The following is a 20,553-nucleotide window of genomic DNA, read 5'->3' as shown; positions in this document are numbered from 1 at the left end:
GCAACCTGGTGATTCTTGAGATGGGTAAGAACGTCGTCGTACTCGGCACTCAATGGGGTGATGAAGGGAAAGGCAAGGTCGTCGACCTGCTGACTGAACGGGCTAAATATGTTGTGCGCTATCAGGGCGGTCACAACGCCGGTCACACTCTGGTTATCAACGGTGAAAAAACCGTTCTTCATTTAATTCCTTCTGGCATTCTGCGTGAAAATGTCACCAGCATCATCGGTAACGGTGTTGTACTGGCGCCTGACGCCTTAATGAAAGAAATGGGCGAACTTGAAGCTCGTGGCATCCCTGTACGCGAACGTCTGTTACTCTCTGAAGCCTGCCCGCTGATCCTGCCTTATCATGTCGCTTTAGACATGGCGCGTGAAAAAGCGCGTGGCGATAAAGCTATCGGTACTACCGGTCGTGGCATCGGCCCGGCTTATGAAGATAAAGTTGCCCGTCGTGGTCTGCGCGTTGGCGATCTCTTCAACAAAGAAACTTTCGCTATCAAGCTGAAAGAAATCATCGATTATCATAACTTCCAGCTGGTTAATTACTACAAAGTCGAAGCCGTTGATTTCCAGAAAACGTTGGATGATGTCATGGCTATCGCCGACATCCTGACCGCCATGGTTGTTGACGTGTCTGAGCTGCTGGATGGCGCGCGTAAGCGTGGCGATCTGATCATGTTCGAAGGCGCACAAGGCACTTTGCTGGATATTGACCACGGTACCTATCCTTACGTAACCTCCTCCAATACCACTGCTGGCGGCGTTGCTACGGGTTCCGGTATCGGTCCGCGTTACGTCGATTATGTTCTGGGTATCGTTAAAGCCTACTCCACCCGTGTGGGTGCTGGTCCGTTCCCAACGGAGCTGTTTGACGAAACCGGCGAGTTCCTGCGTAAGCAAGGTAACGAGTTTGGTGCGACCACGGGTCGTAGCCGTCGTTGTGGCTGGCTGGATATCGTCGCTGTCCGTCGTTCTGTGCAGATCAACTCCCTGTCTGGTTTTTGTCTGACCAAACTGGACGTGCTGGACGGCTTGAAAGACGTTAAATTGTGTATTGGTTATCGCATGCCTGATGGCCGCGAAATGACCACTACTCCGCTGGCAGCAGAAGGCTGGGAAGGTATCGAGCCAATCTACGAAATCATGCCTGGCTGGAGCGAAACCACCTTTGGCGTGAAAGAATTCGATAAACTGCCACAAGCAGCAATTAACTACATCAAGCGCATCGAAGAATTGACCGAAGTTCCGATTGATATCATTTCGACTGGTCCGGATCGTAGCGAAACCATGATCCTGCGCGACCCATTTGACGCATAACAGACTCGTCTGTTGGCTGCAAATGCTTCAATAGAATCCTAACCGGGCCTCGTGTCCGGTTTGTTTTTTTCTACCCACCTGCGCTTGTTTACTTTCCATAAAGCATCCACTATCTAAATGATTAGCTGCAAACTTCGTGGCTGGTTTATCATTTAATAGCAAATTTAAACAATCTTCTTCACCCTGTTGTCATAGTTGGCGTAGAAAGACCGGGTAAACTACGACTCTGAGGTATGTGTGCAGTTAACGAGTTTTACTGATTATGGTTTGAGGGCACTGATTTATATGGCGTCATTGCCAGACGATCAGATGACTAACATTTCTCAGGTCACCGATGTTTATGGTGTATCGAGAAATCACATGGTGAAAATCATCAATCAGTTGAGCCGGGCTGGGCTGGTCACTGCTGTACGGGGTAAGAATGGTGGTATTAAGCTGGGTAAGCCCGCTGAAACTATCCGTATTGGCGACGTGGTACGTGAACTTGAACCTCTGACGCTGGTGAACTGCGCAGGGGATTTCTGCCACATTACGCCCGCGTGTCGACTTAAGCAGATATTGCACACTGCTGTTGAACATTTTCTTGATGAGCTGAATCAGTACACTCTGGCTGACATGGTCAGGGACAATTCAACGCTCTACAAATTATTGCTTGTTGAATGAAAAAGTTTCAACAAACTGCTGATGACAACGGAGGAACCGCTATGTCACAAGATCCATTCCTGGAACGAGAAGCAGAAAAATACGAATCACCTATTCCGAGCCGCGAGTTCATTCTTGAGCATCTCGCCAAACGCGAAGCGCCAGCCAGCCGTGAAGAGCTGAGTACTGAACTGGATTTATCCGGCGAAGAAGCGCTGGAAGCCCTGCGCCGTCGTCTGCGGGCGATGGAGCGTGATGGTCAGTTAGTCTTCACCCGCCGGCAGTGCTACGCGTTGCCGGAGCGCCTGGACCTGCTAAAAGGCACGGTGATTGGTCACCGTGATGGCTACGGCTTCCTGCGCCTTGAAGGCGTGAAAAAAGATGATGTTTATCTTTCCGCTGAACAGATGAAAATGTGCATCCATGGTGATGTGGTCCTCGCACAACCTATTGGCACCGATCGCAAAGGCCGTCGCGAAGGCCGTATCGTTCGCGTCGTGGTGCCTAAAGTCAGCCAGATTGTGGGCCGCTACTTTACTGATGCAGGCGCGGGTTTTGTGGTGCCGGACGACAGTCGTCTTAGCTTTGACATTCTGATCCCGGCCGATGCCATTAATGGTGCACGCATGGGCTATATGGTGGTGGTTGAGCTGACTCAACGTCCAACGCGTCGTACCAAGGCGGTCGGTAAAATTGTCGAAGTACTCGGTGACAAAATGGGCACGAGCATGGCGGTAGATATCGCGCTGCGTACCCATGAGATCCCACACGTCTGGCCACCTCAGGTGCTTAAACAGGTTGAAGGCCTGAGCGAGCAGGTCCCTGAAGAGGCCAAAAAAGGTCGCGTTGATTTGCGCGCCTTACCGCTGCTCACCATTGATGGTGAAGATGCCCGCGACTTTGATGACGCCGTATTCTGTGAGAAAAAACGCGGTGGAGGCTGGCGCTTATGGGTTGCCATTGCAGACGTCAGTTACTACGTCCGCCACGGTACCGCGCTTGACGACGAAGCCCGCAGCCGTGCTACATCCGTTTACTTCCCATCGCAAGTCGTCCCGATGCTGCCAGAAGTGCTGTCCAACGGCCTTTGCTCGCTTAACCCGCAGGTTGACCGCCTGTGTATGGTCTGCGAAATGACCATTTCAGCGCAGGGCAAACTAACCGGTTCTAAATTCTACGAAGCGGTGATGAGCTCCCACGCGCGCCTGACGTACAACAAAGTCTGGCGCATTATTGATGGCGACGAAGAGCTGCGCGAACAGTACGGTCCACTGGTCCCACACCTACAAGAACTGCATCACCTGTACAAAGCTTTGGATCAGGCGCGTGCAGAACGTGGTGGTATTGCCTTCGAAACAGAAGAGGCCAAGTTTATCTTTAACGCAGAACGCCGTATTGAGCGTGTCGAACCGACCGTGCGTAACGACGCTCACAAACTGATTGAAGAGTGCATGATTCTGGCGAATATTGCGGCCGCGCGTTTTGTTGAAAAACATAACGAGCCTGCACTTTTCCGCGTTCATGACCGTCCAAGTGACGACCACATTTCAGCGCTGAAAAGTGTGCTGGGTGAATTGGGGCTGGTGATGGGCGGTGGTATGAAGCCTGAACCTAAAGACTACGCCAAGATCATGGATGAGCTGGCCGGTCGTCCTGATCGTGAAATGCTTCAAACCATGCTGCTGCGTTCGATGAAACAGGCGATTTATGATCCAGAAAATCGTGGACACTTCGGCCTGGCCCTGCAGTCATACGGCCACTTTACTTCACCGATTCGTCGTTATCCTGATCTCGCCCTGCATCGCGCCATTAAGTATCTGTTGGCAAAAGAGCACGGCACGCTGAAAGATCGCTGGACGCCAACCGGCGGCTGGCACAGCGAATACAATGACATGCTGCAATTGGGCGAACATTGTTCGATGGCCGAGCGCCGCGCGGATGAAGCGACCCGTAACGTGGCCGACTGGCTGAAGTGCGACTTCATGCAGGATCACGTTGGCGAAGTGTTCAATGGGATCATCGCCAGCGTTACCGGCTTTGGTTTCTTCGTGCGCCTTAATGACTTGTTCATCGACGGTTTGGTTCACGTCTCCACGTTGGATAACGACTACTACCGTTATGACAATATCGGCCAGCGCCTGATCGGTGAATCTTCCGGGATGGTCTATCGCCTCGGTGATACTGTCGAAATCCGCGTTGAAGCCGTACATATGGATGAGCGGAAAATCGATTTTGCGCTGGTTTCCAGCAGCCGCAAACCTCGCGGTGACGGTAAAACAGCCCGCGATCGTGCCAAGAAACCGGGTGAGCGTACTATGCGCCCGAACGGTCCTGCCAACGGCGGACGGCGTCGTACAGCGAAGAAAGGCGCGAATTTTGAGCCTGACAGTGCATTCCGTAAAGACGATGTAAAAGCAACAAAACCGGCGAAACCGAAGAAAGAGAAAGCGGTGAGTGCGGTAGGCAAAGATGGCAAGCCGAAGAGAGCCAAAAAGCCTTCTGACCAGACGCAGAAAATCGCGGACGCCACCAAAGCTAAGCGCGCGAAGAAAAAACAGTCTGACAGCTAACCCTTCAGGCGATTGTTATTGTCCTTCATACTTCAAGCGCAGCCAACACATCTGCAACTCGAAGTATGAAGGGTAACTCAGTCGATGATAGGATCGCCCGTAACCTTAGTTAAATTGCGGACAGCATGCTTTCCGCAAGTCTATTTTAAAGAGCATCATGAGCGAAATTATCTACGGTATTCATTCCGTTAAAGCTTTACTCGACACCGACCCGCAACGCTTTCTTGAAGTTTTCATTCTGAAAGGGCGCGATGACAAACGTCTGAAACCGTTGATCGATGAGCTGGAAGCCAGCGGCATTGTGATTCAGGTAGCGAACCGCCAGTGGCTGGACGACAAGTCAGAAGGTGCCGTACATCAGGGTATCATTGCCCGCATCCGCGAAGGACGTCAGTACCAGGAGAACGATCTGCCTGCGCTGCTGGAAAGCCTGGAAAGCCCGTTCCTGCTGGTTCTGGACGGCGTCACGGATCCACATAATCTCGGTGCCTGCTTGCGGACTGCCGATGCCGCCGGTGTGCACGCGGTGATTGTTCCGCGCGACCGCTCTGCGAAGCTGAATGCGACGGCCAAAAAAGTCGCCAGCGGCGCAGCTGAAAATGTCCCCGTGATTAACGTGACTAATCTGGCCCGCACGCTGCGTGTTTTGCAGGAGCACAATGTCTGGATTGTCGGCACCGCCGGCGAAGCCGATCACAATCTGTATCAGAGTAAAATGACCGGGCCGATGGCGCTGGTCATGGGCGCAGAAGGTGAAGGTATGCGCCGTCTGACCCGCGAACATTGCGATGAGTTGATCAGCATTCCGATGTCCGGTTCGGTCTCTTCGCTGAACGTCTCAGTAGCAACCGGCGTCTGCCTGTTCGAAGCTGTGCGTCAGCGTGCACTGAAAGACTGACCTAAAACCGAACGTGCTAGCAATCTGATGGGAACCTCAGGGTTCCCATCAGACATTCCTGCCTTTGTGATCCATCCGCCTGTTAATCCCTCAATTTTTACCATACTTAATCCCATCGTCACTTTGCCCTTAACAACCCGGCAGGGAGAACATCATGGATTGGGAAACACATCGGGTTTTTAATCAGCCTAAACCACTCAGCAACAGCAATTTATTTCTCTCTGACTCACCGCTGCGTGAAGCGGTGAGCCGCCAGCAGGCCGGATGGGATGCCGACGTTTTGGCTTCACTTGGTCAGCAGCTAGGTTCCGCTGAGTCTCTGGAACTTGGGCGACTGGCTAACGTTAACCCACCTGAATTGTTGCGTTTTGATACCACTGGTGAACGCCTTGACGACGTGCGATTTCATCCGGCCTGGCACCTGCTGATGCAGGGACTGATCGCCAACCGGGTACATAATCTGCCGTGGCAGGAAGATGCCCGTATTGGATCGGCGGTAGCGCGCGCGGCACGGTTTATTCTCCATGCGCAGGTGGAAGCCGGAACACTGTGTCCGGTCACCATGACGTTTGGCGCGATCCCCTTGCTGCAAAAATACCTGCCCGCAGAGTTCAGTGGCTGGCTGAAACCGCTGATGTCCGATCGTTATGACCCGCATTTACAGTCTGGCGATCAGAAAAAAGGCGTTTTGATTGGTATGGGGATGACCGAGAAGCAGGGCGGTTCGGACGTGCTGAGCAATACCACGCGGGCGTCGGCACTGGAGGGGCGCGGCAGCGGAAAACCCTATCATCTGGTCGGTCACAAATGGTTTTTCTCGGTACCGCAAAGTGATGCGCATTTGGTGCTGGCTCAGGCCGACGGCGGGCTTTCCTGCTTTTTCCTGCCGCGTGTATTGCCGGACGGAGAACGTAACGCAATCCGCATCGAACGTCTTAAAGACAAACTGGGAAACCGGTCTAATGCCAGCAGTGAAGTGGAGTTTCGCAATGCTACCGGCTGGCTGCTGGGCGAGGAGGGCGAGGGTATCCGCCATATTCTGAAGATGGGCGGTCATACGCGCTTTGACTGCGCGCTGGGCAGTCACGCGATGATGCGCCGGGCGCTCTCGGTGGCGCTGTATCACGCGTTTCAGCGTCAGGTCTTCGGCAAGCCGCTGATCGAACAACCGCTGATGCGTCAGACCCTGAGCCGCATGGCGCTGTTGCTGGAAGGGCAGACCATGTTGCTGATGCGTCTGGCGGCGGCGTCCGGTGCGCAGGAGAACCTCACCGAGCAACTGCTGTGCCGGTTACTGACGCCTGCCGCCAAATTCGAAGTGTGTCGTCAGGGCATACCGTTCGTGGCGGAGGCGATGGAAGTGCTGGGCGGGATCGGTTATTGCGAAGACAGCGAGCTGCCGCGGTTATACCGTGAAATGCCCGTCAACAGCATCTGGGAGGGTTCGGGCAACATCATGTGTCTCGATGTACTGCGTACGATCAGGAAGCTGCCAGCCAGCGGAGAACTCTTGCAACAGACACTGCATCAGGCGCGCGGCCAGAATCGGGTGTTCGATCGCGCAGCCCGTCAGTTTTTACAACACCTGCGTGCGCCGGAGGAAGCGCAGGGGCGCTGGCTGACCGGACAATTGTTCAATCTGCTGGCGGCGACGCAAATGCTGGAATTCGCCTCGCCACCGATGGCGGACGCCTGGTGCAGGATGGTGCTTGACCCGCGCGGCGAAACGCTGCTGCCGGAACGTCTGTGTCAGTTGCTGATCAGCCGTGCCATCGGCGCAGAATAGCGTTTAACGGTACAGCGTGGCCTGGGAATACCAGCGTCCGGGCACAATGGTTTCGCTGTTAAACATGATCACGTAATACCGCGCACCGGCCGCATCGGCTTTACGCTGGATTTCCGCTTCGGCGTCCATCGGGCTGCCAATCACATCCGCAGTGATGCTGCCGATTTTGGTCAGCGTAAAGGTTTGAGCACGGGTGATTTCCTGCGCTTTGGCCGTTGGCGCGGGCGGCGGAACCGGGGTGGTTTGCATCAGGTTACTGCAACCGCTCAGTGCCGCCAGTAACAGCAGCGCAGCGGGGATTCGGAGGGATTTCATCGTGATATCCGGTAAGAGGGTAATACACAGAGTGTAGCCCTTTCACCGGCGCGCTGGCGAGTCTGCGCGGCGTTTATTGCCGCGCGACTCACGTCTTAACGTTCGGAAATCTTAAACACGCTGACCAGCTGCGAAAGATGGCGACCCTGCTCGCTGAGCGCGGCGGCCGTTTGCTGTGAGTTTTCCACCAGCGTGGCGTTCTCCTGCGTCGCTTTGCCGATCTGCATAATGGCGATATTCACCTGCGAAATACCCGCCGACTGCTCGTGTGACGCTACATCAATATCGCTCATCAGTATTTTCACCTGACGGATTCCCTGCAGGATATTACTCATGCTTGCCTGCGTTTTTTCTGCGCTCTTATGCCCGTCTTCAACTTTATTTAGGGAATCGGCAACTAGGTTTTCAATCTCTTTCACCGCATTTGAACTGCGTTGCGCCAGCGCGCGAACTTCTGAGGCGACAACCGCGAAGCCACGACCGTGTTCACCGGCTCTGGCGGCCTCTACGGCAGCATTAAGCGCCAGAATGTTGGTCTGGAAGGCTATGCCTTCGATCACTGTCGTGATGTCTGCTATGCGCGTTGAGGCATGCTTGATGGCCTTCATGCTCTCGACGGACTGATCCATCGCCTCTGCACCGACCGTTGCTGCGGTGTCTGTCTGCTGCACGAGTTGCGTGGCTTGCGTGGCGTTATCCGCCGTACTCTGAACCGTTGCCGTGATCTGCTCCATGCTGGCCGATGTTTCTTCCAGACTACTGGCCTGAGTGCTGATCTGCTGATTAATCTGTTCGCTGTCGGATGATAATACCTGCGTATTGTGCATGATTTCGGAAGAAACCTGACGTACCTCGCCGACGATTTTCTCCAGCCCTTGCCCAATGCCGTTAATGGCATGCATCAGTGCGCCTATCTCATCGACGCGCTGCGTCTCAGCCCGGGCACGCAGATCGCCGCTGGCATATTGTTGGGCGATACGCACGACGTCGCTGAGCGGGCGGCTGACCAGTTTGCGCGTCAGCCAGATAAACAGCGTCGCAAAACAGAGCAGTGCCAGCAGGCTTATCATCAGGAAATGATTGCGTGTGCGGGTCACCTGTTCGAGTAGGCTGTCTTTATCGGTACTGCCCACTACGACCCAGTGCCAGGCTGGCACATTTGCATAAACAATAAATTGCTGATGCTGGCTATTAGGATCTGTGTATTCACGTTCACCACGCGATTGCGACATGACCTGCTGTAGCACGCCGTTCGGCCAAGCCGGTGTTTTATTTTCATCGGTAGTGTGGATCAGATATTTACCCGCATCTTTACCCGGCGAGCTGTTGAGTACGAAGAAATACCCTTGTTCACCGATGCGCTTCGATAGAATCTTCGCCCGCATATCGGTGTATTCTTTGGTGATATCGACACCAACAAACAGAATGCCAATGATGTTGCCTTGTGCGTCACGCACCGGCTGATATTTGGTGATGTATTTTTTGCCAAATAGTGTGGCAAGCCCGCTAAAGGACTCTCCGGCTATGATTTTCGCATACGCTGGGCTGGCATTGTCGAGCAGTGTACCGATGGCGCGTGTGCCGTCCTGCTTCTTGAGGGATGTGGTCACGCGGATAAAATCATCGCCACGTCGGGCGAATATGGTGGAAATTGCACCGGTACGCACCAGAAAATCATCGGGGATCTTGCTGTCTAGATTCAGCGTATTCCCCCCAGCTTTTATCACGGGCGCTGACTGATCGCCGACCCTGACCAGATTGCTGGTATCCAGTTCGAAATTTTCCGGCAGGAAGTGGCTGAATAACCGTGTATAGCTGTCCACTTCGGCAGTCAGGCTGGCGTTATACATTTCGATCATGTCTACCACGCCAGTCACTTGCTCAGAGATAGCGCTGACAGCTAATTCATTGACCTTTTTTTCAGCGGAATGCGTCAGTGACAACGTGAAAATAATAAATAAGGCTCCAACCAGAAGAGAGGCGAGAGCTGCCATTTTTGCGCCTATGCTCCATCGTCGGACTGAGCTTTTTGATGTCATCCCCATAATATTCTCCGTTAGCTTTTGATAGCGCACTAACGGCGAAAAACCGGAAAGGATTAATGATCATATGTAACGATTTATTTCATGCAATGTTGATCTAAATCAATGAAATAATAATGGGGCTATGAATTTGAATTAAGATGAAACCGGCCGACTCGGCCTGCTTTACATAACAAGTTATAAATCATACGAAAAAGGTCTGATCGTCCTGCTTCCTGCCCGTAAAATGAAAAACAGACTCAGGTGGCTTTCTTTTCCAGCATGCGCAAAAAGGAGTATCAGATGGTTGAGATGTACGAAGAAAATATTGAAGGGATCCAGGTCATTCACGCGGTGCCTGCCGGACAATATCAGCAACAACTCCCGACGATTTTTTTCTACCACGGTTTTCTCTCCTCAAAAGAGATGTACTCCTATTTTGGCTATATGCTGGCGAAGGCCGGTTTTCGCGTGATCTTGCCGGATGCACTTATGCACGGTGCTCGTGCCGAAAGTGATGAGGCAAAATGTGTGGCGCATTTCTGGCGCATTCTGCAGAACAACGTGGAAGAGCTGGTGGTGCTGAAAGAGGTGTTTGTCAGGCGCGGTCTGGCAGATCCCGAGCGCCTGGGCGTCGGCGGTGTGTCGATGGGCGGCATGACAACCATGGCCGCGCTGGTGAAATTTCCGTGGGTAAAAGTCGCGGCAAACCTGATGGGATCGGGCTATTTCTCGGGTTTATCGCATCACCTTTTCCCTGCCTTCACCGCCGGCGACAGCGCACAGCGCGAGGTTTTTGAACGTGAATCCGCGCCGTTACTCAGCCTCGATTTCAGCGGGAAAGCGGCGTTAATCATGGGTAAACCGCTGTTTGTCTGGCACGGCGAGCAGGATGACGTGGTGCCGTTTGGTGAAAGTTTACGGCTGCAACAGGAACTGGCGGGCAGTGGTGCGGACCACCATCTGACCTTCATTTCTGAGTCCGAAGCGAAGCATAAAGTGACGGTGCATGCGCTCGCAGAAGCGACCGCATTCTTCGCGAAAAAGCTGTAGAGAAATTAATCTGTCTTTCTCCTTGAGTTTCGCTGGGGCTGTACATATAATTGCGCGTCATTTTTTCGACCGCACACATAACACGTTCCTTGCTTCCATGGGCCGCGGTTGACCCTGACAGGAGGCTGAATAATCCGTAAGGAGCAATTCTATGCGTCATTACGAAATCGTATTTATGGTACACCCTGACCAAAGCGAACAGGTTCCGGGCATGATCGAGCGCTACAGTGCAGTAATCACTAACGCTGCTGGTCAGATTCACCGTCTGGAAGACTGGGGCCGCCGTCAGCTGGCTTATCCGATCAACAAACTGCACAAAGCTCACTACGTTCTGCTGAACGTTGAAGCCCCGCAGGAAGCGATCGATGAGCTGGAAACAAACTTCCGCTTCAACGACGCCGTTATCCGTAGCATGGTTATGCGTACAAAACACGCGGTAACTGAAGCATCTCCAATGGTTAAAGCGAAAGACGAACGTCGTGATCGTCGTGAAGATTTTGCTGAAGCTAATGATGATGCTGAAGCTGGGGATTCTGAAGAGTAATTGCCGTGACGGCGAATCGTTTGGTGTTGTCCGGCACAGTGTGCAAGACGCCCATTCGTAAAGTCAGTCCTTCGGGCATCCCTCACTGTCAGTTTGTGCTAGAGCACCGCTCACAGCAGGAAGAAGCCGGATTTAACCGACAAGCATGGTGCAGAATGCCCGTGGTTGTCAGTGGACAAGCGTCACAAGCATTAACTCACAGTATAACGGTCGGCACGCAACTCACTGTTTCTGGATTCATTAGTTGCCATCAAGGGCGCAATGGACTGAACAAAGTGGTGTTACATGCCGAGCAGATTGAATTGATAGATTCTGGAGACTAGCCTAATGGCACGTTATTTCCGTCGTCGCAAGTTCTGCCGTTTCACCGCGGAAGGCGTTGTAGAGATTGATTATAAAGATATCGCTACGCTGAAAAACTACGTTACCGAAAGTGGTAAAATTGTCCCGAGCCGTATTACCGGTACTCGTGCAAAATACCAGCGTCAGCTCGCTCGTTGTATCAAGCGCGCTCGCTACCTTTCTTTGTTGCCATACACTGATCGTCATCAGTAATTGGCCACTGTCCATAAACGACTTTGAGAGGTTAAGGTAATGCAAGTTATTCTGCTTGATAAAGTAGCAAACCTGGGCAGCCTGGGTGATCAAGTTAACGTTAAAGCGGGCTACGCTCGTAACTTCTTGGTGCCACAGGGCAAAGCTGTTCCAGCTACCAAGAAAAACGTTGAGTTCTTCGAAGCACGTCGTGCAGAGCTGGAAGCCAAATTGGCTGACGTTCTGAACGCTGCTCAAGCTCGTGCAGCTAAAATCAACGAACTGGGTTCAGTCACCATCGCGTCTAAATCAGGCGACGAAGGCAAATTGTTCGGATCTATCGGTACTCGCGATATTTCTGATGCAGTGACTGCAGCTGGCGTTGAAGTTGCAAAAAGCGAAGTTCGTTTGCCGAATGGCGTTCTGCGTACCACTGGTGAACATGAAGTTCAGTTCCAGGTACACACAGACGTATCCGCTAAACTGAATATCGTTGTGGTTTCTGAAGCGTAATAACGCTGAAGTTAACCTTTGAAACGCCGGCCTTGTGCCGGCGTTTTGCTTTTTAGCGGAAGGTCACTGTTTAGGACGTAAAACGGAGGAAGCAATAACTATCAACTATCAACTATCGGCTGCGCTTATACGTGCCATCTGCCTGGCGAGTAAAGAGCACTGTCGAATTCTGTTCATTAGTAATTTGCAGTGAAGTCACTGCTCCCTGCGTATTACGCAGTATTTTCACTTCTTGTCCGGCCTTCAGATTACTCAGCGGTTTTTCATCCCCTTCAACCTGCGCCATCGCGAAGACATCGCCTACTGCCAGATTATTATCACGGAACAGTTGTGCCAGCGTCTGACCGGACTGAATGCGATAACTCTTCCAGTTCTCTTCAGCACGCGGTTGAGGTGGCTCCTCGGTCGCTTGTTGCTGTTGTGGCTGGGGTTGTGCAAGTTGCGTCGTGCGTCCCTGCTCATTTCTCAGGTCAGCTTGCATTGGAATCGACGCTGGTTGCTGCGGTTGTGACGGCGAATAGCTGTTCGGGGGTGAATAGGGCCACAATAACGCCAGCAGGACCACCAGTACACTGACAATAATCCAGCGGCGGTGCCCGTAAGGCAGCGGCGACATCCAATCAAAATTATCGCTCATATGCCAGCCTTTACAGGCCAGCGCTTTGGCTTTGCTCATCATTGATGGCTGCACCTTTTGCTGCTCCGGAGATTCGTCGTTTTCAGACAGCGGCGTAGTACCACGCATCGGCCTTTTCATAATGGCAATCCACGATCTCAACATTGGTTGATAAATACGGATGGCTTTCCTTCTCCTGGGCGGGATTCTGCCCATGACAACCTCTCTTTCTTACTCACAGCTGGCAGAGTTAACAGAAAAAAATCATGCCCGATTATTCTGTCGGATATACCCGCTAAGTATAGCTGGTTAACTGCTTGATGCGAAAAGGAACAAAGCATAAATAGCACGCAAATGGTCTCTTTATGCACAACAAGTATCATAAATTCGATCCATGGCGTGCAAATCTGCAGTCAGTGTCTCTCTGCGCTATAGAGAATTTTACCCAAAAGCCGCGCACTGTTATGCTGCGCGTTCGACTTATTTAAAGACTAAAGGAAACTCCATGACAACCCCTTCATTTGACAGTGTAGAAGCGCAGGCAAGTTACGGTATCGGCTTGCAGGTCGGTCAACAATTGCAGGAATCAGGTTTACAGGGTTTAGAGCCTGACGCATTGCTGGCAGGCTTACGCGATGCACTGGAAGGGAATACGCCAGCCGTTCCGGTTGATGTGGTGCATCGTGCGCTGCGTGAAGTTCACGAACGTGCGGATGCAGTGCGCCTGGAGCGTCAGGAAGCGCTGGCAGTGGAAGGCCAGGCGTTCCTGACCACCAACGCACAGCGCGATGGTGTCACTAGTACCGAATCTGGTCTGCAATTCTCAGTGATCACCCAGGGCGAAGGCCCGATCCCAGGCCGTCAGGACCGTGTGCGTGTTCACTACACCGGCAAACTGATCGACGGCACTGTGTTTGACAGCTCCGTGCAACGCGGCGAGCCAGCAGAATTCCCGGTAAGCGGTGTTATTGCAGGTTGGATCGAAGCTCTGACTCTGATGCCAGTAGGTTCTAAGTGGGAGCTTTATATCCCTCATAACCTGGCTTATGGCGAACGTGGCGCTGGCGCGTCCATTCCACCTTTCAGCGCACTGACTTTCGAAGTTGAGCTGCTGGAAATCTTGTAATTTCTGCCGAAGTATAAAAACAGAAAGCACAGCAATCTGAAGGGCGCATTTGCGCCCTTTTTTACGTTTCTAGCTTATGAAGAGTTACTGAATTTTCTGCGGGGTTTGCAGATTCAGCTGGTACACCTCGAAACCGACGTCATCGGTGCCTTTGGCGGTCATCGGATATTGCGCATAAGTCTTAATAAATGCTGCCGCTTTTTCCGTCGGTGACGTTTCGAAGCGGATATCCAGCGGCTGACTTGCGGCTATCGGTGCCAGTTTCCAGTTGTTATCTGCCGTTGGCGTCACGGCTCCGGATTTCTGCGTTTCAGCCCCGATATAGGCCGCGACTACCGAGCGGTTTTCATCCGGCGAAGCAAACGCAATGTGCTTGTCTCCGGTTCCGGCAAATTTGCCCCCGTAGGCACGATAGTTATTGGTTGCGACCAGGAACGTCGCTTTCGGATCAATGGGTTTACCGTTGAAAGTCAGGTTTTTAATTCGTTCGGCATCCTTGTTGATCAGCGTACATTCGCCGTCAAAACGCGCGGGCTGTGTGACATCAATCTGATAGTTCACACCGTCGATCACATCAAAGTTATAAGTGCGGAAACCATCCCAGTTGATTAAAGACTGCGGCTTGCTGCTGTGTACATCAATCTGGTTGAACTGCCCGGCGGAACATTCGAGCCAGTCTTTCACTTCCTGCCCACTGACTTTCATCACAACCAGAGTGTTTGGGTAGAGATAGAGATCGGAGGCATTACGGAAGGTGAGATCGCCTTTTTCCACTTCGACAAAGCTGGCTGGGTCATTTTTACGACCGCCGACTTTAAACGGCGCGGCGGCAGATAATACTGGCAAATTCGCCAAATCTGGATCGCCCTGAATAAAATGCTCTGTGTAGGCTTTCTGCGCGTTGTTGACGATCTGCACCGTCGGGTCGTCCTGCACCAGCGCCAGATAGCTGTACATGTTGTCGGTCGATTTACCGACCGGCTTGCTGACGAAATCCCGCGTTGCTTTGTGATCTTCCGCCAGCACTTTCACCAGACTCTGGTCTTCGGCGGCCAGCGATTTTTTGTTGGCTTTGTCATAAATTGGCCGTGCTTCAGCACGGGCGGCTTCTACCTGCCATTTGCCATCATTATCATTGAGCACCAAATCTACCACACCCAAATGGTCGCCCCACATGCCCGGCATAACCGCTGGAATACCGTTTAGCGTGCCTTGTTTGATGTCCGCACCTTTGATGCTGGCAAACTCTTCACTCGGGAAGACGGCGTGGGCATGGCCGAACATGATGGCGTCGATGCCTTTCACTTCGCTCAGGTAATAGACCGAGTTTTCCGCCATGGTTTTATACGGATCGCCCGACAGACCGGAGTGCGGAATCGCGACAATAATGTCTGCGCCCTGTTTACGCATTGCCGGGATCCACTTTTTCGCGGTCTCGGTGATGTCCGCAACGGTGACTTTTCCCTGTAAATTGGCCTTGTCCCAAACCATAATTTGCGGTGGCACGAAGCCGATATAACCGATGCGTAGATTATGGGTTTTGCCTTGGCGGTCTTTTACAGCGTTGTCGGTGATGAGGAACGGTGTGAACAGCGGCTCGCCAGTTTTACTGTCGATAACGTTGGCATTCACGTAAGGAAATTTTGCCCCGGACAGCGCCTTTTTCAGGTAATCCAGTCCGTAGTTAAACTCATGGTTACCTAGATTACCGACTACGTAATCCAGCGTGTTCATCGCTTTATAGACTGGATGAATATCGCCTTTCTTCAGGCCTTTAGCCGCCATGTAATCGCCAAGCGGGCTGCCCTGAATCACGTCGCCATTATCGACCAGCACGGAGTTGGTGACTTCATTCCGCGCGGCGTGGATCAGGCTGGCGGTTCGCACCAGGCCGAATTTATCCGTCGGTTTATCTTTGTAGTAGTCGAAGTCCATCATGTTGCTGTGTAAGTCTGTGGTTTCCATGATCCGCAGATCCACCTGCGAAGCGTGAGCTGAAACGGCAACCAGCGTGGCCAAAAGAGATAACGTCAGATGACGAGTAATCATTGCAGTGCCTCCAGAAAGGGGAATATCCATAAAGGAAAAACTCGATATATATCTCAAAATTTGATGAGAATGTAATTAGTTGTCATAAGTAATTGTGAGATGTAACCAGTAATGCGCAGTGTACTTGTTAACTGACGTAGATTACGGGATGGCTATTCCGCCTAAAAAAAACTAGGCTTCATGTATGACTTAGCGTTTCTGAAAGAGTACTGAGGTGGAAAATGTTAGAGAAAATTTCCCAGCTGGCACGTGATGCCGGTGATGCCATCATGGCGGTTTATGACGGCGCACAGCCCATTAATGCCCGGCAGAAGCAAGATGACTCGCCAGTGACGGCGGCTGATATGGCTGCGCACAACGTGATTAAGAGCGGGCTGGCGTTGCTTGATCCGCAAACGCCTATGCTGTCAGAAGAGGATCCACAAACCTGGAGCGAACGTCAGGGCTGGACCCGTTACTGGCTGGTGGATCCGCTCGACGGCACCAAAGAGTTTTTGAAACGTAACGGTGAGTTCACCGTCAATATCGCACTGATCGAAAATGGCGTGCCGGTACTGGGCGTGGTGTATGTGCCGGTAACCAAAGTGATGTACAGCGCCGCTGAGGGGAAAGCCTGGAAAGAAGAGAATGGTGAGTGCAAACCAATCCAGGTGAAGGAAGCCTATCCACCCTTGGTCGTCGTCAGCCGTTCGCACTACGACAACGATCATGAGTTGCAGGATTACTTGTCGCAGCTGGGTGAGCATCAAACGGTCGCTATCGGCTCTTCACTTAAGTTCTGCCTGGTCGCTGAAGGTGAAGCGCAGCTCTATCCCCGATTCGGGCCAACCAATATCTGGGATACCGGTGCGGGGCACGCGGTGGCGATGGCTGCTGGTGCGACGGTACATGACTGGGCTGGCCAGCCACTGCTATATACCCCGAAAGAGTCGTTCCTTAATCCGGGGTTCCGGGTATCGTTATTTTGATTCACTGAACTTTAAAAAGCGCAGCATTTGCGCTTTTTTATGCTCCATTTTTTATTCCTTCACTAACTGATGCAGCAGATCAATCACCTGCTTGATCTCGGTCTGATTCAACGCACCCTCTTTGGCAAATTTTATTACCCCATTTTTATCTAACACCACAACAGCCGAGCTTTTCGATGCCAGTTGCCAGGCCTTCTTCACCACGCCATTGCTGTCGACAATCACCTGTGACCAAGGGAACTCCATCTTGCCATCTTCAATGCTGCTGCGTACAAACATCCCAGTGCCGATAATGGCATCATCGGTGTTGATTATTGTCGTCGTTTGGTAATGATCGCGCGGTAGATTGGCGGCTCTGATGGCATCAATTAATGGTGCATTCAACGCTTTCGCGCTGGAACGTCCGGCCATATGTTGTACCAGGCGGACTTTTCCCTGCAGTTTGGCACTGTTCCAGCGGCTGTAGCTGAAGTCATTATTAATGTAGTTTAGCTCACCCTTGTCATCAACACCCACGGCGGGGAGGCGTTCACCAAGGGTGAGATTGTGTGCAAAAGCGAGTGACGGAAAGACAATCATGGACATGATAAGCAGGCTTTTTAAAATCATACATACTCCCAATCAACGAGGCTGTAAAAAGAGGCTGACCCGACAATCATAGAACCACACAAGTGGTCTGTCCTGTTGGTGTGTTAACAGTGTGTTATAGATTACAGAAATGACACAATTTGCGGGGTTATACTGCATGGATACGACAATCCTGAAAGGTGTACTGTCAAGACAAGTAAAAGCAGTTAAATTGACTGGAAGAACCTGAACTCCCTGCTATGTTATATGTCTACTCACTGCAAGTACGATCCCATTTAGGCTTTCATCGCAGCTTTACCCAGCCTGAATATGCAGTGATTTATCGGAGGAAAGTAGAAAAATGAGAATCTTCCAGCGCTACAATCCATTGAAAGTAGCCAAGTACGTTAAGACGCTGTTCCGTGGTCGTCTTTATATTAAAGACGTCGGTGCATTTGAGTTCGACCAAGGCAAAATTTTGTTGCCAAAAATACGGGATAAGCGCCACTTTAGCGTGATGTCAGAAGTTAATCGTCAGGTAACACACCTGCAAACGGAAGTGGGCTAAGTGCCCGGCGCATGATGGCAACCACCGTCGTCAGCACCAAAAAAAACGGCCCTTTTCAGGGCCGTTCGTGTTTCTGATATTGATACCGTCACGATGAGTGATCGCCGTTTTTTTCAGCAAGCCTCAGGGCATTTTTCTCATCTTTTATTTCTTGCGGTGTTTTTGGTAACAACGGTGCGACGGGTTTATCGGTGATGCGAGTGACCAGCAACTGGTCAATTTTATAGCTGTCGATATCGACTACTTCAAATTTATAACCGGAGAACTTCACAAAGTCGGTGCGTTTAGGGATCTTACGCAGCATAAACATCATAAAACCGCCGATGGTTTCATAATTGCCAGCCTGCGGGAACGCTTCGATATGCAGTACGCGCATCACGTCTTCGATTGGGGTGCCGCCCTCGATAAGCCATGAGTTCTCATCGCGTGCGACGATCTGCTCTTCCATACCTTGGCCGACTAAATCACCCATCAATGTGGTCATCACGTCATTGAGCGTAATAATCCCCACCACCAAGGCATATTCGTTGAGGATCACGGCAAAGTCTTCCCCCGCCGCCTTGAAGCTTTCCAATGCCTCGGAGAGCGTCAGTGTGTCAGGCACAATCAGCGCTGAACGGATCTGCACGCCGCTGCTTAACATCAGACTCTGATTGCCAAGCACGCGATTGAGCAAATCTTTTGAATCGACATAACCGACCACCTGATCAATATGCCCGTCGCACACCAGGAATTTGGAGTGCGGGTGAGTGGATATCTTCTCTTTAATACTGTCTTCACTTTCGCGCAGGTCAAAGAAAATAACGCTTTCACGCGACGTCATCGATGAGGGTACGGTACGCGATTCCAGCTCAAACACGTTTTCAATCAGCTCATGCTCTTGCTTACGAAGCACTCCCGCCAGTGCACCGGCTTCCACTACGGCATAGATATCATCCGAGGTAATGTCGTCATTACGCACGGTTGGCAGCTTGAACAGGCGGAAAATGGTATTAGCAAGTCCATTAAAGAACCAGATCATCGGCTGGCATATGAACAAGCAGAAACGCATCGGGTTGACTATACGGACAGCAACCGTTTCGGGTGAAATCATACCGATGCGCTTCGGCGTCAGGTCAGCAAACAGAATAAATAGGCTGGTGACCAGAACGAAGGAGCAGATAAAGCTGGCTTGATCGGCCATTTCCGGCGACATGAAGCGGAGGAAGAACACTTGGAAAGCAGGAGAAAACGCAGCATCACCGACAATACCACCGAGGATGGCGACGGCATTCAGTCCGATTTGAACCACGGTGAAGAACCGACCTGGTGTTTCTTGTAATTTCAATACATACGAAGCGTTGATGTTTCCTTCATCGGCCAGAAGCTTAAGTTTAATTTTTCGGGAAGCGGCCAGCGAGATCTCCGAGAGGGAGAAAAAGGCACTGACCGCGATAAGTAAAAGAATCAGTAAGATACTGTTTAACATAATCTATCCGTTTAACACCGGTTCAAAGACCGGCATGGGAGGGCACTCATTGGGTTGCTGTATAAAAGAAAACATCATTTAGGGCGAAAAAATCAAATATAACAGTAAGAAACGCTTTTATCGGGCCACATTTGCGGCCCGAAGTAGTATAGCAGTAGGGTAGAGATTGCCGCCAGCGCTTAAAAATCCCGCTCTTTATACTTTACTGAGGAGGTAGACAAACGCCGATCCCACCCAGACCGCAATAGCCTTCAGGATTTTTGTACAGATATTGCTGATGATCGTCTTCTGCATAATAGAACGGCAGCGCTTCAGTGATTTCGGTGGTGATGTGGCGCTTATCGCCTGCGATGTCCATCGCGTGTTGGAACCGTTGCAAACTCGCCCACGCTGCATCTTGTTGTGCTGCGCTTAACAGATAAATTGCTGAGCGGTACTGTGTGCCTAAATCTCCTCCCTGACGCATGCCTTGCGCCGGGTCATGATTTTCCCAGAAGATCTGCAGTAGTTGTTCATAACTGATCATTGCTGGGTCAAAGACCACCCGAACCACTTCAGCATGACCCGTCTGGCCACTGCAAACTTCGCGGTAGGTTGGGTTGGGTGTGAAGCCGCCGCTGTATCCGGCCGCTGTACTGTAAATCCCGTCCTGTTGCCAGAACAGGCGTTCTACTCCCCAGAAACAACCCATGGCGAAAATTGCCACTTCCATATGGTCTGGGACGTAAGTCATCGAATGACCGTTTACCACATGTGTGGTGGCGACCGGCATCGGGGTTATGCGGCCTGGCAAAGCATCTTCCTGCTTCACAATCTGGTTTTTATCAAAAAGATTTTTATCGGAAAGTTGCATTGCAGGAGACTCCAGCTGTTTGTTTAATAACCGGTCGCGGTCAATCGGCTATGGTTAGTTGTATCTGATTGCGACTTTGCACACAATATAGGTAACGTTGCCTTGTCGATGATGATTTTTCGGGAATTAGCACTAAAATGCCT

General features: G+C 51.6%; 20 protein-coding genes. 13 read left to right on the top strand and 7 right to left on the bottom strand.

Annotated features, from left to right (window positions below; translation table 11 throughout):
• Positions 1–20: 20 nt before the first annotated feature.
• From IEV89_RS09665 to IEV89_RS09645, 5 genes are all read left to right on the top strand, one after another.
• Positions 21–1,319 (top strand): adenylosuccinate synthase, encoded by a 1,299-nt coding sequence (locus tag IEV89_RS09665; RefSeq protein ID WP_188472936.1) that lies wholly within the window; start codon positions 21–23, stop codon positions 1,317–1,319.
• A gap of 237 nt (positions 1,320–1,556) precedes the next feature.
• Positions 1,557–1,982, top strand: a complete 426-nt coding sequence (gene nsrR, locus IEV89_RS09660; protein ID WP_188472934.1) for a nitric oxide-sensing transcriptional repressor NsrR — start codon at positions 1,557–1,559, stop codon at positions 1,980–1,982.
• 41 nt (positions 1,983–2,023) lie between these two features.
• Positions 2,024–4,531 (top strand): ribonuclease R, encoded by a 2,508-nt coding sequence (gene rnr / locus IEV89_RS09655; RefSeq protein WP_188472932.1) that lies wholly within the window; start codon positions 2,024–2,026, stop codon positions 4,529–4,531.
• A 157-nt stretch (positions 4,532–4,688) separates the two neighbouring features.
• Entirely contained in the window at positions 4,689–5,429 is a 741-nt protein-coding gene (gene rlmB / locus IEV89_RS09650; protein ID WP_188472930.1) for a 23S rRNA (guanosine(2251)-2'-O)-methyltransferase RlmB, read from the top strand.
• Between the two features lie 154 nt (positions 5,430–5,583).
• The gene (locus tag IEV89_RS09645) at positions 5,584–7,215 is read left to right on the top strand and encodes an isovaleryl-CoA dehydrogenase (protein ID WP_188472928.1); all 1,632 of its coding nucleotides are present in this window, start codon (positions 5,584–5,586) and stop codon (positions 7,213–7,215) included.
• A gap of 3 nt (positions 7,216–7,218) precedes the next feature.
• On the opposite strand, the gene bsmA is transcribed toward IEV89_RS09645, so the two are convergent.
• Together bsmA and IEV89_RS09635 are read right to left on the bottom strand one after the other, a co-directional pair.
• Entirely contained in the window at positions 7,219–7,530 is a 312-nt protein-coding gene (bsmA, locus tag IEV89_RS09640) for a biofilm peroxide resistance protein BsmA (protein ID WP_188472926.1), read from the bottom strand.
• Positions 7,531–7,625: 95 nt separating this feature from the next.
• Positions 7,626–9,575 (bottom strand): methyl-accepting chemotaxis protein, encoded by a 1,950-nt coding sequence (locus tag IEV89_RS09635; protein ID WP_188472924.1) that lies wholly within the window; start codon positions 9,573–9,575, stop codon positions 7,626–7,628.
• Positions 9,576–9,854: 279 nt separating this feature from the next.
• Here IEV89_RS09635 and yjfP point away from each other — a divergent pair, with 279 nt between their 5' ends.
• The 5 genes from yjfP to rplI all read left to right on the top strand — a co-directional run bounded on the left by yjfP (position 9,855) and on the right by rplI (position 12,195).
• Complete coding sequence (gene yjfP, locus IEV89_RS09630) at positions 9,855–10,604, top strand: esterase (protein WP_188472917.1); 750 nt, start codon at positions 9,855–9,857, stop codon at positions 10,602–10,604.
• 151 nt (positions 10,605–10,755) lie between these two features.
• On the top strand, positions 10,756–11,148 hold the full coding sequence (gene rpsF, locus IEV89_RS09625; RefSeq protein ID WP_013573776.1) for a 30S ribosomal protein S6: 393 nt from the start codon (positions 10,756–10,758) through the stop codon (positions 11,146–11,148).
• A gap of 5 nt (positions 11,149–11,153) precedes the next feature.
• The gene (gene priB / locus IEV89_RS09620) at positions 11,154–11,471 is read left to right on the top strand and encodes a primosomal replication protein N (protein ID WP_188472910.1); all 318 of its coding nucleotides are present in this window, start codon (positions 11,154–11,156) and stop codon (positions 11,469–11,471) included.
• 4 nt (positions 11,472–11,475) lie between these two features.
• Entirely contained in the window at positions 11,476–11,703 is a 228-nt protein-coding gene (gene rpsR / locus IEV89_RS09615; RefSeq protein WP_004392491.1) for a 30S ribosomal protein S18, read from the top strand.
• Positions 11,704–11,742: 39 nt separating this feature from the next.
• Positions 11,743–12,195 carry a 50S ribosomal protein L9 gene (gene rplI / locus IEV89_RS09610; RefSeq protein ID WP_188472908.1) on the top strand — a complete coding sequence of 151 codons (453 nt, stop codon included), beginning with the start codon at positions 11,743–11,745 and terminating at the stop codon, positions 12,193–12,195.
• 112 nt (positions 12,196–12,307) lie between these two features.
• Here rplI and IEV89_RS09605 read toward each other — a convergent pair whose 3' ends face one another.
• Complete coding sequence (locus IEV89_RS09605) at positions 12,308–13,027, bottom strand: LysM-like peptidoglycan-binding domain-containing protein (protein ID WP_188472906.1); 720 nt, start codon at positions 13,025–13,027, stop codon at positions 12,308–12,310.
• Positions 13,028–13,316: 289 nt separating this feature from the next.
• Here IEV89_RS09605 and bamJ point away from each other — a divergent pair, with 289 nt between their 5' ends.
• Positions 13,317–13,937, top strand: coding sequence for a BamJ family beta-barrel-assembly machinery protein (bamJ, locus tag IEV89_RS09600; RefSeq protein WP_188472904.1), 621 nt, complete (start codon positions 13,317–13,319; stop codon positions 13,935–13,937).
• An 84-nt stretch (positions 13,938–14,021) separates the two neighbouring features.
• Here bamJ and IEV89_RS09595 read toward each other — a convergent pair whose 3' ends face one another.
• Positions 14,022–15,986: a bifunctional 2',3'-cyclic-nucleotide 2'-phosphodiesterase/3'-nucleotidase gene (locus tag IEV89_RS09595; RefSeq protein WP_188472902.1), complete on the bottom strand. Its 1,965-nt coding sequence runs from the start codon at positions 15,984–15,986 to the stop codon at positions 14,022–14,024.
• 221 nt (positions 15,987–16,207) lie between these two features.
• On the opposite strand from IEV89_RS09595, the gene cysQ reads away from it, so the two are divergent.
• Positions 16,208–16,954 carry a 3'(2'),5'-bisphosphate nucleotidase CysQ gene (gene cysQ / locus IEV89_RS09590; RefSeq protein ID WP_188472900.1) on the top strand — a complete coding sequence of 249 codons (747 nt, stop codon included), beginning with the start codon at positions 16,208–16,210 and terminating at the stop codon, positions 16,952–16,954.
• Between the two features lie 51 nt (positions 16,955–17,005).
• On the opposite strand, the gene IEV89_RS09585 is transcribed toward cysQ, so the two are convergent.
• Entirely contained in the window at positions 17,006–17,563 is a 558-nt protein-coding gene (locus tag IEV89_RS09585; protein ID WP_188472898.1) for a YtfJ family protein, read from the bottom strand.
• A gap of 319 nt (positions 17,564–17,882) precedes the next feature.
• Between IEV89_RS09585 and IEV89_RS09580 the strand changes: the two genes are divergently transcribed.
• Positions 17,883–18,089 (top strand): DUF1107 domain-containing protein, encoded by a 207-nt coding sequence (locus IEV89_RS09580; protein WP_188472896.1) that lies wholly within the window; start codon positions 17,883–17,885, stop codon positions 18,087–18,089.
• 88 nt (positions 18,090–18,177) lie between these two features.
• Here the strand turns inward: IEV89_RS09580 and paeA are convergent, their stop codons facing one another.
• Together paeA and msrA are read right to left on the bottom strand one after the other, a co-directional pair.
• On the bottom strand, positions 18,178–19,557 hold the full coding sequence (gene paeA / locus IEV89_RS09575; RefSeq protein ID WP_188472894.1) for a polyamine export protein PaeA: 1,380 nt from the start codon (positions 19,555–19,557) through the stop codon (positions 18,178–18,180).
• Between the two features lie 202 nt (positions 19,558–19,759).
• Positions 19,760–20,410, bottom strand: a complete 651-nt coding sequence (gene msrA / locus IEV89_RS09570; RefSeq protein WP_188472893.1) for a peptide-methionine (S)-S-oxide reductase MsrA — start codon at positions 20,408–20,410, stop codon at positions 19,760–19,762.
• Positions 20,411–20,553: the final 143 nt, after the last annotated feature.

This window comes from Hafnia psychrotolerans, assembly GCF_014639435.1.
GTDB classification, from domain to species: Bacteria; Pseudomonadota; Gammaproteobacteria; order Enterobacterales; family Enterobacteriaceae; genus Ewingella; species Ewingella psychrotolerans.
The sequence above is the reverse complement of the archived record's forward strand: the minus strand, read 5'-3'. Positions and strand labels throughout refer to the sequence as shown.